At 68.7% G+C, this 16,335-nt stretch carries 13 protein-coding genes; 10 read left to right on the forward strand and 3 right to left on the reverse strand.

Translation table 11 applies throughout. From position 1 onward, the window contains the following. Nucleotides 1–5 precede the first annotated feature (5 nt). The gene (locus tag DXT68_RS01730) at nucleotides 6–608 is read right to left on the reverse strand and encodes a GrpB family protein (protein ID WP_052677743.1); all 603 of its coding nucleotides are present in this window, start codon (nucleotides 606–608) and stop codon (nucleotides 6–8) included. 98 nt (nucleotides 609–706) lie between these two features. Here DXT68_RS01730 and DXT68_RS01735 point away from each other — a divergent pair, with 98 nt between their 5' ends. After that, the gene (locus DXT68_RS01735; RefSeq protein ID WP_045254497.1) at nucleotides 707–1,396 is read left to right on the forward strand and encodes a hypothetical protein; all 690 of its coding nucleotides are present in this window, start codon (nucleotides 707–709) and stop codon (nucleotides 1,394–1,396) included. Nucleotides 1,397–1,417: 21 nt separating this feature from the next. On the opposite strand, the gene DXT68_RS01740 is transcribed toward DXT68_RS01735, so the two are convergent. Continuing rightward, complete coding sequence (locus DXT68_RS01740) at nucleotides 1,418–1,966, reverse strand: TetR/AcrR family transcriptional regulator (protein ID WP_045254496.1); 549 nt, start codon at nucleotides 1,964–1,966, stop codon at nucleotides 1,418–1,420. 59 nt (nucleotides 1,967–2,025) lie between these two features. Between DXT68_RS01740 and DXT68_RS01745 the strand changes: the two genes are divergently transcribed. The 4 genes from DXT68_RS01745 (at nucleotide 2,026) to DXT68_RS01765 (ending at nucleotide 5,533) form a co-directional block, all read left to right on the forward strand. After that, the gene (locus DXT68_RS01745) at nucleotides 2,026–2,847 is read left to right on the forward strand and encodes an SDR family NAD(P)-dependent oxidoreductase (RefSeq protein ID WP_045254434.1); all 822 of its coding nucleotides are present in this window, start codon (nucleotides 2,026–2,028) and stop codon (nucleotides 2,845–2,847) included. Nucleotides 2,848–2,955: 108 nt separating this feature from the next. After that, a complete protein-coding gene (locus tag DXT68_RS01750) occupies nucleotides 2,956–3,822 on the forward strand; it encodes an alpha/beta fold hydrolase (RefSeq protein ID WP_045254433.1) in 867 nt (288 codons plus the stop codon). 422 nt (nucleotides 3,823–4,244) lie between these two features. Further along, complete coding sequence (locus tag DXT68_RS01760) at nucleotides 4,245–4,703, forward strand: hypothetical protein (RefSeq protein ID WP_045254495.1); 459 nt, start codon at nucleotides 4,245–4,247, stop codon at nucleotides 4,701–4,703. 176 nt (nucleotides 4,704–4,879) lie between these two features. Next, entirely contained in the window at nucleotides 4,880–5,533 is a 654-nt protein-coding gene (locus tag DXT68_RS01765) for a hypothetical protein (protein WP_045254431.1), read from the forward strand. Between the two features lie 37 nt (nucleotides 5,534–5,570). On the opposite strand, the gene DXT68_RS01770 is transcribed toward DXT68_RS01765, so the two are convergent. Continuing rightward, on the reverse strand, nucleotides 5,571–6,578 hold the full coding sequence (locus DXT68_RS01770; RefSeq protein ID WP_115760437.1) for a LacI family DNA-binding transcriptional regulator: 1,008 nt from the start codon (nucleotides 6,576–6,578) through the stop codon (nucleotides 5,571–5,573). 215 nt (nucleotides 6,579–6,793) lie between these two features. Here DXT68_RS01770 and DXT68_RS01775 point away from each other — a divergent pair, with 215 nt between their 5' ends. The 5 genes from DXT68_RS01775 (at nucleotide 6,794) to DXT68_RS01800 (ending at nucleotide 15,813) form a co-directional block, all read left to right on the forward strand. After that, on the forward strand, nucleotides 6,794–8,800 hold the full coding sequence (locus tag DXT68_RS01775) for a beta-galactosidase (RefSeq protein ID WP_045254429.1): 2,007 nt from the start codon (nucleotides 6,794–6,796) through the stop codon (nucleotides 8,798–8,800). A gap of 123 nt (nucleotides 8,801–8,923) precedes the next feature. Next, nucleotides 8,924–10,150 carry a sugar ABC transporter substrate-binding protein gene (locus tag DXT68_RS01780; protein ID WP_045254428.1) on the forward strand — a complete coding sequence of 409 codons (1,227 nt, stop codon included), beginning with the start codon at nucleotides 8,924–8,926 and terminating at the stop codon, nucleotides 10,148–10,150. 304 nt (nucleotides 10,151–10,454) lie between these two features. Then, nucleotides 10,455–12,089 (forward strand): ABC transporter permease subunit, encoded by a 1,635-nt coding sequence (locus DXT68_RS01790; RefSeq protein ID WP_045254426.1) that lies wholly within the window; start codon nucleotides 10,455–10,457, stop codon nucleotides 12,087–12,089. After that, on the forward strand, nucleotides 12,089–13,000 hold the full coding sequence (locus tag DXT68_RS01795) for a sugar ABC transporter permease (RefSeq protein WP_045254425.1): 912 nt from the start codon (nucleotides 12,089–12,091) through the stop codon (nucleotides 12,998–13,000). The genes DXT68_RS01790 and DXT68_RS01795 overlap by 1 nt, the downstream gene beginning before the upstream one ends. 53 nt (nucleotides 13,001–13,053) lie before the next feature. Then, nucleotides 13,054–15,813, forward strand: coding sequence for a glycosyl hydrolase 53 family protein (locus DXT68_RS01800; protein ID WP_045254424.1), 2,760 nt, complete (start codon nucleotides 13,054–13,056; stop codon nucleotides 15,811–15,813). Nucleotides 15,814–16,335: the final 522 nt, after the last annotated feature.

A 16,335-nucleotide genomic window follows, 5' to 3' on the forward strand; every position in this document is an offset into this window, starting at 1 on the left:
CACCGTCACGGCCGGTTCGACGACCACGTTTCGAACTCGGATTGCACCTGGTCAAAGAACTCCGTCTTCGCCCGCGTGTAATCGTCGTAGTCGGCTTTGCCTCGCTGCTCGGCGCTGAGCCTCCGCTTCTCGGTCTCGTAGCGGTGCCTGGCCTCGGGACTGGCCCGCAGCCAGTCTCGGAACCAGATCGTGTACAGACCCCACGGGGAGTCCGCACGTCGCACATGAAGGATCGCGTGTTCGTCCTCGTGCCAGAACAGGAGCTTCTCCCATACGGCGGGGTCTGCCTGAGCGGAACCTCGAGGGATGTCACGGTCGACCCCGGGTGAGTCGGGCCGTGCACCGCGAGCACGCACGAAGCCGAGCCGATCGAGTCGGCCACAGAGGTCGGCTTCGCCGGGAAGAGGGGAGATGCGCAGCTGCAGGTCGAGGAACGGCTTCGCGGGCAACCCCGGCACGGCCGTCGATCCGATGTGGTCGAGCGCTGCGGTCTCGCCGCCGGTCAAGCCGGCGAGGGCATCTCTGATCTCCGACAGCAGGCGAGAGGCCCGCCGCGGCCACGAGGGCTGGTGCTCGACCAACGCCGCCGGATTCTCCTCGTCGCCCACCCGGCCAGTGTACGGATGCTGCCGACGTGCTGCTCGTCCGCACGGACGTCGCGCTCCCAGTTCTGGACGTCGAGCATGGCAGCGGTCAGACTGGGCGGATGGAGTTCGCCGGAGTAGTGCCCATGGACGCCCCGGACCCGAGAGACGAGTCCGAAGCTCGCGTCCGGGATCTCGCCTTCCCGGTGTTCCAGCTGCGCCCGCAGCCGGCGCTCACGCGCATATCGGGCGCGGGATTCATGCAGAGCATCGGGCCGACAGGCGTGACGGAGTCGTCGGTGTCGTTCAGCTACACGCTGTGGCGGCATCCGGAGGATCACTCCGACCCCCGCAACGAGATCGAGCTGGATGCCGCGACCCGACGATCACTGGAGGAGGAGCCGCCCTGGGGCCGCCCTGCCTGGCTGATCGAGCAGGCTCAGGTCCTCAAGTACCCGATGCTGTGGGAGGCGGTGCGCACCAGCTGGCAGGCATCGCCGGATCCCGAACACCATTCGCTCGCGCAGCAGCTCGTCGACCACACCGACCACGTCCTGCGCAACAGGTTTCGTGAAGAACTCGGGCTCCCCGACGGCCCGAGCGACGGCGACGGCGGGTGGGAGGCGAAGCCATCGGCGGTGTGGGATGCCGTCGTCACGGTAGACGGCGAGCGTCGGCCGGGCGTGCAGATCGACACCGATCCGCTCGTCTACGCGGTCGGATTCCGTGTCGATGAGAACGTCGTCTGCACGACGGTCGTGTCTCGAGACAGCCTGCCGTTGATCGACCTCGCCCTCACGACCTACGAGTGATGCGGCCGTCTTCGCCGACTGTCACCGCGCGCCGGCGCTTCGCAGGACGCGCTCGACATGAGCGGCGACCCATTCCGCATCGAACGATCGGCTGCGCAGCAACCAGCGGTGGAAGATCGGTCCGACGAACAGCTCTGCCACGTCTTCCGGGGCCGGCACGCTCGCCTGGCGCAGGCGCTCGGAGATCCCGCTCAGCTGCGGCTCGAGCAGCGCGGCTCGAAACTGCGCGGCAAGGGCGTCGTCCGACTGCAGCTCAGCGGTGAGGGCTCTGAGCAGCCGCTCCTGCGTGGGATCGGCCAGCTCATCGATCATGCCGGTGGCGAGCGCCGTGAGGTCGACGGCGAGATCACCCGAGTTCGGCACGGTGACTCTGCCGTTCTCGTCGAGGCTGCGAGCCAGGAGTGCGTCGAAGAGGATCTCGCCCGTCGAGGACCATGACCGATAGAGGGTCTGTTTGCTGACTCCTGCTCGTGCGGCGATCCCCTCCATCGTGATCGCCGCCACCGGACGCTCGCCGGCCAGAGAGAGCGCAGCCGCGTGGACCTTGGTGCGGGTTCGTTCACGGGCCATGCTCACAACGATACTCGAGCAAACGAGACGGTGCGTCCAGTTCACGCTACGATCTTCCCATGACTTCACCGCAGAGATGGTTCATCACCGGCAGCAGTCGGGGCCTCGGGCGAGCGCTCACCACTGCCGCCCTCGACGCGGGTCACGCCGTCGTGGCGACGGTCAGGGGCGACCACGCGCTGCCTGACCATGACCGGCTGACCGTGATGACCCTCGACGTTCGCGACCGCGAAGCGGCGCACGAGACCGTTCAGCGTGCCGCCGACCTGCTCGGAGGAATCGACGTGCTCGTCAACAACGCGGGTCACGGCATGATCGGAGCGCTCGAAGAGGCATCGGAGGAGGACGTCCGGACGATCGTCGACACGAACCTGCTCGGCCCCCTCTGGCTGAGTCAGGCCGTCGTCCCGATCATGCGTCGCCAGGGTGGCGGAGACATCGTGCAGATCTCGACAGTGGGAGCCGTCGGGACCATGCCGATGCTCGGACTCTACAACTCCACGAAATGGGGCCTCGACGCATTCAGCGAGGCGATGGCGGCAGAGGTCGAGCGATTCGGCATCCGAGTCTCGCTGATCCAGCCGGGCGCACTCGACACGGAGTGGGCCGGTGCGAGCATGCGATTCAGTACGCCCCTGCGTGCGTACGACGAGCAGCGGATCGAGATGTTCGGCACCGCGGACGTTCCCTGGCCTGCAGGCGAGCCGAGCGGCGGCACGACACCCGAGGATGCCGCACGGGTGATCCTCGCCCGAGTCGCGGCACCAGACGACCCACGGCTTCGCGTGCTCGTCGGCGACGACGCTCCCGACCAGGTCGCAGCGGCGCTCGAGCTGCGGCGCCAGGACTACGCTCTCGACCCGCGCTTCCCGAGCGCGTGACGCGCGACCTCTGCTCGCCGCGAGCGCTCGCCGCTCCTCCGACCCTGGCGCAGGGGAGTGCCGCGGCGTAGCATCCCCCTGGAACGGTTCGAGGGCGAGGAGACCACCATGACGCAGCACACGCTCGATCTCCCCGAAGTCGACCTCGTCTACGACGTGCACGGGCCGCTCCCGACAGCCGATGGTCGCGCTCCGCTGATGATGATCGGCCAGCCGATGGACGCGAGCGGATTCCAGGCCCAGGTGGCGCTGTTCGACGACCGCACGGTCGTGACGTACGACCCGCGAGGCCTCGGCCGCAGCGTGCGCAAGGACGGCAAGGCCACGAACGAGCCCGAGGTCCAGGCGGAAGACGTCCATGCGATCATCGAGGCCCTCGGTGTCGGACCCGTCGACATGCTCGCCAGCAGCGGCGGCGCGGTGACCGCGCTCGCTCTGGTGACCGCGCACCCGCACGACATCGCGACCCTGGTCGCGCACGAGCCGCCGATCGACAGCGTGCTGCCGGATGCCGACGCAGTGCATCGCGCCAGAGTGGCCTATACCCGGGCGTACCAGGAGCGCGGATGGGGTGCCGGGATGGCGGCCTTCGTCGCGATGACATCGTGGGAGGGCGAGGTCACCGACGAGTATCTCTCCCGGCCTGCGCCCGATCCCGCTGCGTTCGGCATGCCGATCGAGGATGACGGCAGACGGGACGACCCACTGCTGTCCGAGCTCTCGTGGGCGATTCCCCTCTATGTGCCGGATCTCGATGCGCTGAAAGCGGCGCCGACCAGGGTGGTCATCGCCGTCGGCGAGGAGTCGGTGAAGGGCTACACCGGACGTACCGCGATCGCCCTGGCCGAGCGGCTCGGGCAGCAGGCGACGGTCTTCCCCAGTCACCACGGCGGGTTCATGGGCGGCGAGTTCGGCTATGCCGGCCAGCCCGAGGCCTTCGCAGCGAAGCTCCGCGGGGTGCTGGACGGGTCGTGACGGAGTGCAGAGGGCGGATGCAGACATCCGCGAGGGGCGAACGCTGAGTCTCGACGAGGTGCGCGAGCAGCTGGCGCGTCGGTGAGCCCCCGACCATACGACGTCCAGGTCACCCGTCCAGCACTTCGCGCGCTGCAACGCTTGGAGCCGAAGTTCGCCGGCGCTGTCTTGCGGTTTCTCGACGGGTCGCCGACGGAGAATCCTCTTCGTGTCACGACGCCGCTCGGGGCGGAACTCGAACGTCAGCGCAGCGGGTATGTGGGGATCGCCTATCGTGTCGTCGTTCGAGTCGACGAAGACGCCCACGTCGCATACGTGCTTCGCATCGCGCATCGTGCGGATGTCCACCGGCCCCTCTAGAGGCCGTGCGCTGCGCACGCGTGCGCGCCACGCGCTCCGCATTCTGCGGTTACGCTCGCGGGGTGACCGCAGACGATGAGACCGTCATCCACATGACACCGGATGCCGCGTGGTTGCCCCGCCACGGCAGGGCCGAGGTCGTTCGCCGCCGCACCCCTCCTCGTCCGATGAGCGTCGTCCGGCTGCTTCTGCGACAGAACGACCGGGTCTTCTGCGTGCCGAGACACGAAGACGGTCGCCTCGATCTGCCGCATCGGATCGTCGGCGCCGACGACCCGTGCGGAGAGAGCGCGATCGTCGAACTCGCCGCGCAGGTGACCGGATCCCGGGAGCCCCTGACGTTCACGGGCGCGGTGCGAAACGTCGTCGACTCACCCCAGGACGACTACCCCTGGCCGACGCCCCACGCCCACTTCGGCGTGTGGATGTCGGAGGGTGCTCCCGTCATCGATGGTTCCTGGGTCGCGGTCGGCGGTGGATCCGCGCTGCGCGACCGGCACTGGTTCCCCCTGCTGGGCTGAGAAGTTCCTCGAGACAGCTTGCCGTAGCTCCGACGGCAGCGGCGACACCGACTAGCTCGCCAGCGTTGCACGAAGAAGGCCCCGCCATAGGCGGGGCCTTCGATTTCGTATGTCCGCGGGGGGAGGCGTGAGCCCGCAAGTCCCGCGACTCGTGTAACCCATTGTACATTCAAGGGATGGCCGCTGCCAGCCCGCCTGACGACGTCGAGATTCTTGCGATCCTGAGTGCTCCGCGATCCGCCACCTACGTCGCTGCGGCCGGTGGCGACTCGCTGCGAGCTGTCGAGCTGCACGGCTGGAACGCACGCGTGTCCGCTGCGTTTATGCTTCCGGCGCACTTCGCCGAGATCGCCACTCGCAACGCGGCGGCAGAGGTCCTTGAGCGCTTGTACGGCCCGAGTTGGCCTTGGAACCCCACGTTCGAGGCCAGCCTGCCCGCCACTGGGAGATACAACCAACGCCGCGACCTGGTAACCACGCGCCTCAGCAACGCCACCACGGGGAAGGTGATCGCGGAACTCAAGTTCGTGTTCTGGCAGAAGCTCTTCACCGGACGCAACGACACCCGGATCTGGGTGCCTCACATTGCATCGGTCTTCCCCTATGCGCCCACCATGACTGCGGCTAGCCTGCGCAACCGGGTCTACCAAGACCTTGACGTCCTCCGTCACCTGCGCAACCGTCTCGCGCACCATGAGCCGGTCTTCACGCGAAACCTGCTCGACGATCTGACACGCACCATCGATCTGATCGAGCTGCGAAGCCGGAGCACCGCGAACTGGGTACGTGCGATGGAGGACGTGACATCGATCGTCGCCGAGCGGCCGTAGTTCGGGCGCGAGTGTTGCGTGTGGAATCGCCTCGGGCCTACGCGCTCGCGCGCACGACGAGCTCGGTGTCGAGGATGACGGATCGTGGGGATGCTCCCGCGATGACCTCGAGCAGCACGGCGACCATCTGCGCGCTGATCTGATCCCAGGGCTGACGCATGGTGGTGATCGGCGGCTCGTGGGTGGCGGCGAGGCCCGAGTCGTCGAAGCCGGCGATCGCGATGTCTTCGGGCACGCGGCGTCCGGCGCGGCGGGCGGCGGCGATGGCTCCTGCGGCCATCCGGTCGGAGGCGGCGAACACGGCGTCGACGTCGTGCTCGAGCATCCGGGTCATCGCGTTCAGTCCCGACTCGTACGAGTAGTCGCCCCGTTCGACCAGCGCCTCGTCGTAGAGGTCGCCGAGCTCCTCGCGGAACCCGACCAGTCGGTAGCGCCCTCCGGGGGTGTCGTCGGGGCCGGCGATCATGCCGATCCGGCGGTGACCCTGCGCCACGAGGTGCGCGGCCATCGCGCGTGCCGAGGCGATCTCGTCGACGGAGATCGTCGAGAGGTCGCGTTCGTGTCCGAGGGGGAGGCCGCAGCAGACGGTGGGGATGCCGACGTCGATCAGCTGGTCGAGCAGCGGATCGGATTCGTGTGACGAGATCAGCATGACGCCGTCGACGTGTCCGGCGCTGAGGAACTGGGCGACGCTCTCACGCTCGGCGGGGGTTCCGGCGACGAGCAGCACCAGGGTCATCGCCCGCTGGGCGAGGGCTTCGGCGGCGCCGCGCAGCAGCAGCGCGAAGGTCGGGTCGTCGAACAGCAGCTGCTGGGGTTCGGTGAGCAGGAACGCGAGCGATCCGGCACGACCGGTCGCCAGGCTGCGGGCGTGATGGTTGGCGGTGTACCCCGTGGCGAGGATCGCCTCTTCGACGGCCTGCCTGGCGTCGGGGGACACCCAGTGCCCGCCGTTGATCACGCGGGACACGGTGCTGCGGGACACCCCGGCCTGCACCGCGATCTGGCGGATCGTCGGCTTGCGCTTGGCGCTGACATCACTCATCGCCTGTGACTCTACCCACAGCATCCGCTTCGGCGATAGTCCGGACTGGGACCGGTCTCAGTTCGGTAACGGGTGTTGTGATCGGGAGGAGACCTGGGGTAGAACTGAGACCGGTCCCAGTCACGTTCATGTCACAGGCTGAGACCGGTCCCAGTCGAATGAGCGACAGCAGCACGGGACATGCACCACGACCGCACCGACCCGATGGAGTGCCGATGACCTCCCCCCACGCCTGGCCCGCTCTGCGCGGAATCGCCTACGGCGGCGACTACAACCCCGAGCAGTGGTCGCCCGAGACCTGGCGCGAGGACGTCGTGCTGATGCGCGAGGCCGGCGTGAACCTGGTCAGCGTGGGCATCTTCTCGTGGGCGCTCATCGAAGTCGCCGAGGGGGAGTTCGACTTCGGCTGGCTCGACGAGCTGCTCGACCTGCTGCACGAGAACGGCATCGCCGTCGACCTCGGCACACCGACCGCATCGCCGCCCGCCTGGTTCTTCGCGAACCACCCCGACGCGCGGGTCATCGACCGCGAGGGACGCACGATGGGCTTCGGGTCCCGCGGCATGGCCTCGCACTCGTCGCCGGCCTATCGCGAGGCGATCGTGCGCATCGCGGATGCTCTCGCGGCGCGCTACGCGCAGCATCCGTCCGTCGTGCTCTGGCACGTGCACAACGAATACGGCGTTCCCGTGGGGGAGGACTACTCCCCGCATGCGGTCGCCGCCTTCCGTCTCTGGCTCCAGGAGAAGTACGGCACGCCCCAGGCGCTGAACAGCGCCTGGGGCACCGCCTTCTGGGGCCAGCACTACTCGGCGTGGGAGCACGTCGGTGCTCCCGCGATCGCCCCGAGCGTCGTGAATCCGGCGCAGCGCCTCGACTTCGCTCGCTTCACCGACCACCAGCTGCGTGCATGCTTCATCGCCGAGCGCGACGCGATCCGGGCGCACGCCGACCAGCCGGTCACCACCAACTTCATGGCGAACCAGAGCTGGACGACGGATCTGTGGGCGTGGGGCCGCGAGGTCGACATCGTCTCGGACGACCACTACCTGTGGGCGGCCGACGAGGACGCGCACATCGGCCTCGCGATCGCGGCCGACCTCAGCCGCTCGGTGGGCGGCGGCAAGCCGTGGATCCTGATGGAGCACTCCACCTCGGCCGTCAACTGGCAGCCCCGCAACATCGCGAAGCGCCGCGGCGAGATGGCCCGCAACTCGCTGACGCATCTGGGGCGCGGAGCCGACGGCATCCTCTTCTTCCAGTGGCGCGCCGGACGCTCGGGTGCCGAGAAGTTCCACTCCGCGATGCTGCCGCACGCCGGCACCGAGTCGCGGGTCTTCCGCGAGGTGGTCGACCTCGGCGCGGCACTCGGCCGCCTCGACGAGGTGCAGGGCAGCACGGTGAAGGCCGACGTCGCGATCCTCTGGGACTTCGAGTCGTTCTGGGCTCAGGATCTCGAGTGGCGCCCCTCGGAAGACGTCACGCACGCCGCCCAGGTGCGCCGCTTCTACGAGCAGCTCTGGCGCGACGGCATCACGGTCGATTTCGCGCTGCCGGGGCAGGACCTCTCGGGCTATCGACTTGTCGTCGCCCCCGCCCAGTACCTGCTCAGCACTGCGGATGCCGCGAATCTCACCGCGTATGTCCACGGCGGCGGCACGCTGCTGGTGTCGTTCTTCTCGGCGATCGTCGACGAGAACGACGCCGTGCACGAGGGGGGCTTCGTCGCTCCGCTGCGCGAGGCGCTCGGCCTCACGGTCGAGGAGTTCCTGCCGCTGCGCGAAGGCGAGAGTCACGGACTCGACTGGGTCGACCACGAGGGCATCGTCGCCGACGTCTGGCAGGAGGATCTCGCTCTCGAAGGTGCCGAGGTCGTCGCGAACTTCTCGGGCGGTCCCGGTGAGGGCGAGCCCGCGATCACGCGGCACCGTCACGGCTCCGGAACCGGCTGGTACGTCGCCACCCGACTGGACCCCGCGGGCATGCGCGCCCTTCTGCACGACGTCTATGCCGACGCCGGCATCGCCCCGTCCGGCACGCCGGACGGTCTGGAGGTCATCACGCGTCACGGCGTCGACGCCGACTACCGCATCGCCGTCAACCACCGCGACGACGACGTCGAGCTCGACGCCTCCGGTGTCGAGCTGCTCACCGGCGTCGAGGTCTCGGGCACCCTGACGATCACAGCCGGCGGCGTCGCCGTCATCCGCACCTCCCACTGACCGCCCGACGTCTCGCTGCGCCCGCTCAGGGCGCGGGCGGGACCACAACACAACCGCACACCGAAAAACCACCGGTCGCGATGACGCGAAGCGCATCGTCGACCACAACAGATAGGAAAACGCATGCGCAAGCACATCGGAGTCGGCGCACTCGCTCTCGCCGCGGCCGTGGTCCTCGCAGGCTGCTCGGCCGGCGCACCCGACGGCGGCGACGACGCCGCGACCGGCGATGGGGCCGAACTCGTCATCTGGACGGATGCCGAGCGCGAAGCCGCGATCACCGCAGCCGCGGAGGCCTTCGAGGAGGAGACCGGAGCCAAGGTCACCCTCGTGCAGAAGAACTTCGAGGACCTCCGCAACGACTTCATCGCCCAGGTCCCCACCGGCGAAGGTCCCGACATCACCGTCGGCGCCCACGACTGGCTCGGCGCACTGGTCGCGGCCGGCGTCGTCGACACGATCGACCTCGGCGACAAGTCGTCGGAGTTCGAGCAGGTCGCCCTCGACGCGATGACCTACGACGGCCAGCTGTACGCCATGCCGTACTCGCTCGAGACGATCGCCCTCGTGCAGAACGTCGACCTGGTCGGCGCCGACGCACCCGCCACCTGGGACGACCTGATCGCCAAGGGCCTGGCCGCAGGCACCGAGCGTCCGGTGGTCATCAACACCGCCGGTGAGACGGGCGACGGATACACGATGTACGGGCTGCAGACCTCGTTCGGCGCCCCGGTCTTCGTGCAGGACGAGACCGGCTCGTACACGACCGAGGTCGGCATGGGCGGAGCGCCCGGCGAGGCCTTCGCGAGCTGGCTCGGGGCCAACGGATCGAACGGCACCGGCTACATCTCGACCACGATCGACTATGACATCAACAACGAGCTGTTCGCCTCGGGCAAGGCGCCGTACACGATCCAGGGACCGTGGGCGATCAGCGCCTTCGACGGGATCAACGTCGCCGTGAACCCGATCCCCTCGGCCGGAGGCGAAGCCGCCGCACCGTTCGTCGGCGTGCAGGGCTTCTACCTCTCGAGCAAGAGCAAGAACGCGCTCCTCGCGCAGGAGTTCCTGGTGAACTACCTCGGCACGGAAGACGCGCAGCGCGCGCTGTACGAGGCCGACCCGCGCATCCCCGCGTGGACCAGCCTCGCCGAGGAGGTCTCATCCGACCCGATCACCGCCGGATTCGTCGCCTCCGCCCAGGGCGGCGTGCCGATGCCGTCGATCCCCGAGATGGGCTCGGTGTGGGATCTCTGGAACGCCGCCCAGGTGCAGATCATCAACGGCGCCGACCCCACGTCGACGTGGAACACCATGGTCAGCGACCTCGAGACGACTCTCGCCGGTTGATCCTGCCGGGGCCCTTCGTCTCGCTTCGCTCGCTCAGGAGCCGGTTCTGTTCGCGGCCGTCTCCTTCGCTCAGGAGCCGGTTCTGTTCGCGGCCGTCTCCTTCGCTCAGGAGCCGGTTCAGTTCGCGGCCGTCTCCTTCGCTCGGGAGCCGGTTCTCTTCGCGGCCGTCTCCTTCGCTCAGGAGCCGGTTCTGTTCGCGGCCGTCTCCTTCGCTCGGGAGCCGGTTCTGTTCGCGGCCGTCTCCTGAGCGAGGAGCGCAGCGACGAGACGAAGGGCCCCACAGATTCGCAGACAGGACGCACACATGACGATCCAGGCACCGCCCTCGCCGGCTTCCGCCCCCGCACCCACGCCCGTGCTGAAGCCGTCGCGCGACTCCCACGCCCGCCGTTTCCGCGGCCTCGGCTGGGGGTTCCTCATAAAGCTCGCCCTGATGGCGCTGGTCAACGCCTTCGGCATCATGACGGCGATCTCGGCATGGAGCGCCGAGTCGTGGATCGTCCTCGGCGTCGTCGTGCTGCTGGTGGTCATCGCCGACTGGGTGTATTTCACCCGTCGAGCGCTGCCGCTGAAGTATCTGATGCCGGGGCTGATCTTCCTGCTCGTCTTCCAGATCTTCATCTTCGGGTACACGGCCTACATCGCGTTCACCAACTACGGCACCGGTCACGTCGGCACCCAGGAGCAGGCGGTCGAGGCCGCTCTGATCCAGGGCGAGCGCCGCGTCGAGGGGTCCGCCGACTACCCTCTCTCGGTCGTCGAGCGCGGTGGCGAGCTCGGCTTCGCGATCGTCGATGACGACGGCGACGTGCAGGTCGGATCCGCGACGGAGCCGCTGTCCGACGTCTCCGGGGCCGAGGTCGGCGCCACGGGCGCCCCGAGCACCGTACCGGGATGGACCGTGGTCCCCCGCGCGACGGTTCTCACCGACCCCACCCTCGGGGCGAGCATCAAGGATCTCCGCGTCCCCGTCTCGGACGACCCGAACGACGGCTCGATCCGCACGCGGGAGGGCTCCACCGGTTCGGTGTACGAGCCGACCCTGGTCTGGGATGCCGAGGCGCAGACGATCACCGACACGCAGTCGGGCACCGTCTACACCGCCACAGATCTGGGCGCGTTCGTCGCCGAGGACGGCACAGCGCTGCCGACCGGCTGGTCGGTGAACGTGGGCTTCGCGAACTTCATCACCCTCTTCACCGACTCGGGGCTCGCCGGCACGCTGTTGAGCGTGACGGTGTGGACCTTCGCGTTCGCCATCCTGTCGGTGGTGCTCAGCTTCGCCGTCGGCCTGGGCCTCGCGATCGTCTACAACGACCCCCGCGTCAAGGGGAGACGGTTCCTGCGGGCGCTGTTCATCCTCCCGTACGCGTTCCCGGCATTCATGGCCGCACTGCTCTTCCGCGGCATGTTCAACGCCGAGTTCGGCGTGATCAACGACCTGCTGTTCTTCGGCTCGCACATCAACTGGCTCGGCGACCCGTGGCTCACCCGCGGTGCGGTGATCTTCGTCAACGTGTGGCTCAGCTATCCGTACTGGTTCCTCGTGTGCACGGGCGCTCTGCAGTCGCTGCCCGGCGAGACGCTCGAGGCCGCCGAGATCGACGGCGCGAACAAGCTGCAGCGCTTCCGCGCGATCGTGCTGCCGCTGCTGCTCGTGTCGACGGCCCCGCTGCTGATCGCCTCGTTCGCGGTGGCGTTCAACAACTTCACCGTGATCTACACCTTCAACAACGGCGGGCCGGCCATCGCCGGGGCGCCCTACGCACTGGGCTCGACCGACATCCTCGTCTCCGCCATCTATGACGTCTCGGGCGTCTCGGGGGGTGCGGCCGACTACGGCCTCGCGAGTGCGCTGTCGATCATCGCCTTCATCGTGGTCGGTCTCATCTCCGCACTGAGCTTCCGACAGACCCGCAAGCTCGAGGAGTACCAGTGATGAGTGAGACCAGAGTCGTCGTGACCGGTTCGTCGAAGGATGCCGAGGCGGCCCGCGCCGGTGCGCGCCGGCGTCGCTGGTGGGGCGATGTCGGCTGGAAGTACATCCTGGCCGTCGTGGTGCTGTTCTTCGCAGCGTTCCCGCTCGTGTACGTGCTGTCGGCATCGCTCAACCCGAACGGCAGCCTCGCGGCATCCAGTGCCCTGTTCAGCGCCTTCGATCCCGCGAACTACATCGCGCTGGGAGAGAGCCGCTACTGGGTGTGGTTCGGCAACACGCTGCTGATCGGCGGGGTGACCGCCGTCGGGTCTGTGCTCATGGGGGCCTGCGGAGCGTACGCGTTCTCGCGGTTCCGCTTCAGCGGACGACGCGCCAGCCTCACCACGCTGCTCGTGCTGCAGATGTTCCCGCAGGCGCTCGCCTTCATCGCGATCTTCCTGATGCTGCAGACGATCGGCGACGTCGTACCCGCCCTCGGCATCAACTCGAAGATCGCGCTGATCTGCGTGTATCTGGGTGGCGCACTCGGAGCGAACACGTTCCTCATGTACGGCTTCTTCAACACGATCCCCGTCGAGATCGACGAATCGGCGAAGATCGACGGCGCGAGCCACGCGCAGATCTTCTGGCGGCTCATCATGCCGCTGGTCGTGCCGATCCTCGCGGTCGTCGCGTTGCTGGCGTTCCTCGCGGCGTTCGGCGACTTCATCCTGTCGAAGATCATCCTCACCTCCGAGGACAACTGGACCCTCGCCGTCGGCATGTACCAGTGGGTCTCGAACCAGCTGACCTCGCGCTGGGGGCTGTTCGCCGCCGGTGTCGTCGTCGCCGCCGTTCCCGTGCTCGCACTGTTCTTCTCGCTGCAGAAGTACATCGTGGGCGGGCTCACCCAAGGGTCCGTCAAGGGCTGATCCTCCCTCCGTCCCTGAGCTCATCGCAGGGTCGCACTGCTCGAAAGGCCGTCATGCACCGTCGCACACGTTCCCTTCTCTCCACCGCCCTCGGCACGATCACCGCCGTCGCGCTGCTCGGCGTCGGCCTGCCGGCGTCGGCATCCGGCCCCGCAGCCACGGCCGTCTCGGTGGCCGCGCCCGTCGAGGCCGCGATCACCGTCCCCCGGGTCGAGAACCTGCCCGACGACTTCATCGGCGGCGTCGACGTGTCGTCGGTGCTGTCGCTCGAAGCGTCCGGCGTGGTCTTCCGTGATGCCGAGGGCACGCCGGGCGACCTGTTCGAGATCCTCGTCGAGGCGGGAGTCACCGACGTGCGGGTGCGGGTCTGGAACGACCCGTTCGACGCGAACGGCAACGGCTACGGCGGCGGGGACGTCGATGTCGATCGCGCGATCGAGATCGCGCGGCGCGCGACGGATGCCGGTCTCGGCGTGCTCGTCGACTTCCACTACTCGGACTTCTGGGCCGACCCGGCGAAGCAGCAGGCGCCCAAGGCCTGGCAAGGCATGACCGCCGATCAGGTCGCCGCCGAGGTGGGGGTCTTCACCCGCGATGCCGCGCGACGCCTGGTCGCTGCGGGCGTGGATCTGCGCATGGTGCAGGTGGGCAACGAGACCAACGGCGGAGTCGCCGGTGTGCGCGGCTGGGACGACATGGCGAAAGTGTTCTCGGCCGGCTCCGCCGCCGTGCGCGCCGAGGCGCCCGACACTCTCGTCGCCCTGCACTTCACCAATCCCGAGCGCGCCGGGTTCTACGCCGACGTCGCCGCCCAGCTCGATCGCCGCGACGTCGACTACGACGTGTTCGCGTCGTCGTACTACCCGTTCTGGCATGGCACGCCCGAGAACCTCACGGCCGTGCTCTCGCACGTCGCCGACACCTACGGCAAGAAGGTCATGGTCGCCGAGACCTCGTGGGCGTTCACCCTCGACGACGGAGACGGTCACGGCAATGTGATCGACCTGCCCGCCGAGGCGACGCAGTACCCGGTGAGCGTGCAGGGCCAGGCCGACGCGGTGCGGGCGGTCGTGCAGGCCGTCGCCGACGTGGGCGAGGCCGGCATCGGCGTCTACTACTGGGAGCCCGCATGGCTGCCGGTCGGCGCTCCCGCGCAGATCGAGCAGAACAGGATGCTGTGGGAGCGCGACGGATCGGGGTGGGCGTCGAGTTTCGCAGGGGAGTACGAGCCGGAGGACGCCGGGCACTGGTACGGCGGCTCGGCGTGGGACAACCAGGCGCTGTTCGGATTCGACGGCACCGCATCAGACGCGCTGAACATCTTCTCGTACGTGCGCACCGGGGCTCAGGCTCCCCGTGCCGTCGAATCGGTGCAGCCGGTCGGGCTGCAGGTGACCGAGGGCGATGCCGTCGAGCTGCCTGCCGAGGTCACCGTGCTCTACAACGACGGGTCGTCGGAGCAGCAGGCGGTCACGTGGTCTTCGGCTGCGGAGTTCATCGAGGGCGTCGGCGAGTACGCGATCGCGGGTGTGACGGATGCGGGGCTCGTGGCATCCGCCACCGTCACCGTCTCAGCGCGCAACTTCCTGCACAATCCCGGGTTCGAGGACGTGGACACCGGCATGTGGAGTGTGGCCGGATCGGGCCTGACCCTGCGCGCCTGGGACGACCCGCGCAACGGCACCCACTCGGCGCACTTCTACGCGGCATCCGCGTACTCGTTCGAGCTGTCGCAGACCGTCACGGGGCTGCCGGCGGGGTCGTACGTGGCGCGCGCATCGCTGCAGGGCGACGGTGAGGGGGCCGACGGGCGGGCGTCTCTGTCTCTCTCGTCGCCGTCGACGGCCGGTGCTGCCGCGGCCTTCGGGTTCGACGGCTGGCGTGTGTGGTCGACGCCGACCACCGACGCGCTGCAGATCGGAGCCGACGGCACGGCTGTCGTGCGCATCGCCGCGACGCTGCCCGCGGGGGCCTGGGGCACGCTCGACGATCTCGAGCTCGTGCGTGCACCGGTTCCGGGCGCCGACACCTCGCTGCTGCGCGAGCGACGCGAGGCGGCTGCGGCGCTCGACCTGGCGGGATACGTCGAGTCCTCGACGGCCGCGATTCCCGGTGCGATCGCCCGCGCCGACATCGTCCTGGCCGCGTCGAGCCCGAGCGCTGCTGCGGTCGACGGGGCGCTTGATGCGCTGGATTCCGCGGTCTCAGGCCTGGTGGTGCGGGATGCCGCGACGGCGGCGCCGGCGCGCGGAGTGCTGTCGCACGACAACGGTCACGACACCGGTCTGCTCGACGGCGACTTCACGATCACGATGAACCTGTGGTGGGGGTCGAATGCCACATCGCTGCGGGTGTTCGAGAACGGCACGCTGATCAAGACCGTGCCGCTGGCTTTCGGCGGGACAGCCGCGCAGACCGCCCAGGTCGCCGTGACCGGTAAGAAGAACGGCACGTACGTGTACACCGGTGAACTCGTGAACTCCCGGGGCCTGACGGCAGTGCAGCCCGTGACGGTGACCGTGAGGGATGCAGCTCCGGGCATGCCCGTGCTGTCGGCCGACAACGGGGACGGCGACGGCTCGTACACGCTCACGGCCGACATGTGGTGGGGGACGAACGCGACCTCGTACCGCCTTTTCGAAGACGGCGTGCTGCTGACGGAGGGCGGCCTGGTCGCCGGCACCCCCGCCGCGCAGCGGGTCTCGGTGGCGGTCGACGGGCGCTCGATCGGGACGCACGCGTACCGCGTCGAGTTCATCAACGCCGCCGGCAGCACCGAGAGCAGGACGCTCACGGTGACGGTCACGCGCTGACGGCGACCGCAGCCCCGGCGCGTTTCGTCTCGTCGCTGCGCTCCTCGCTCAACGGGCGAGGAGTGGTGTCCCGCTCGTTGAGCGCGCCCCGTCCCACGTCCCGTTCGTTGAGCGAGCGGCGCGCGCCCCGTCCCCACGTCCCGCTCGTTGAGCGAGCGGAGCGAGACGAAACGCGTCCCGCCCCCGCCCCGCTTGTTGAGCGAGCGGAGCGCGCCCCGTCCCCACGTCCCGTTCGTTGAGCGAGCGGAGCGAGACGAAACGCGTCTCCCCACGTCCCGCTTGTTGAGCGAGCGGAGCGAGACGAAACGCGCCCCGTCCCCCCGCCCCGCTCGTTGAGCGAGACGAAACGCGCCCCGTCCCCACGTCCCGCTCGTTGAGCGAGCGGAGCGAGACGAAACGCGTCTCCCCACGTCCCGCTCGTTGAGCGAGACGAAACGCGCCCCGTCCCCACGTCCCGTTCGTTGAGCGAGCGGAGCGAGACGAAACGCGTCCGCTGTCTGTTCGGGGTCGTGTGCCGCGTTT

This window comes from Microbacterium foliorum, assembly GCF_003367705.1.
Classification (GTDB): domain Bacteria; phylum Actinomycetota; class Actinomycetes; order Actinomycetales; family Microbacteriaceae; genus Microbacterium; species Microbacterium foliorum.

Coding starts and splice junctions, on each gene's coding strand:
- DXT68_RS01735 (WP_045254497.1), top strand. CDS start 707: ATGGAGTTCGCCGGAGTAGTGCCCATGGACGCCCCGGACCCGAGAGAC.
- DXT68_RS01740 (WP_045254496.1), bottom strand. CDS start 1,966: ATGGCCCGTGAACGAACCCGCACCAAGGTCCACGCGGCTGCGCTCTCT.
- DXT68_RS01745 (WP_045254434.1), top strand. CDS start 2,026: ATGACTTCACCGCAGAGATGGTTCATCACCGGCAGCAGTCGGGGCCTC.
- DXT68_RS01750 (WP_045254433.1), top strand. CDS start 2,956: ATGACGCAGCACACGCTCGATCTCCCCGAAGTCGACCTCGTCTACGAC.
- DXT68_RS01765 (WP_045254431.1), top strand. CDS start 4,880: ATGGCCGCTGCCAGCCCGCCTGACGACGTCGAGATTCTTGCGATCCTG.
- DXT68_RS01770 (WP_115760437.1), bottom strand. CDS start 6,578: ATGAGTGATGTCAGCGCCAAGCGCAAGCCGACGATCCGCCAGATCGCG.
- DXT68_RS01775 (WP_045254429.1), top strand. CDS start 6,794: ATGACCTCCCCCCACGCCTGGCCCGCTCTGCGCGGAATCGCCTACGGC.
- DXT68_RS01780 (WP_045254428.1), top strand. CDS start 8,924: ATGCGCAAGCACATCGGAGTCGGCGCACTCGCTCTCGCCGCGGCCGTG.
- DXT68_RS01790 (WP_045254426.1), top strand. CDS start 10,455: ATGACGATCCAGGCACCGCCCTCGCCGGCTTCCGCCCCCGCACCCACG.
- DXT68_RS01795 (WP_045254425.1), top strand. CDS start 12,089: ATGAGTGAGACCAGAGTCGTCGTGACCGGTTCGTCGAAGGATGCCGAG.
- DXT68_RS01800 (WP_045254424.1), top strand. CDS start 13,054: ATGCACCGTCGCACACGTTCCCTTCTCTCCACCGCCCTCGGCACGATC.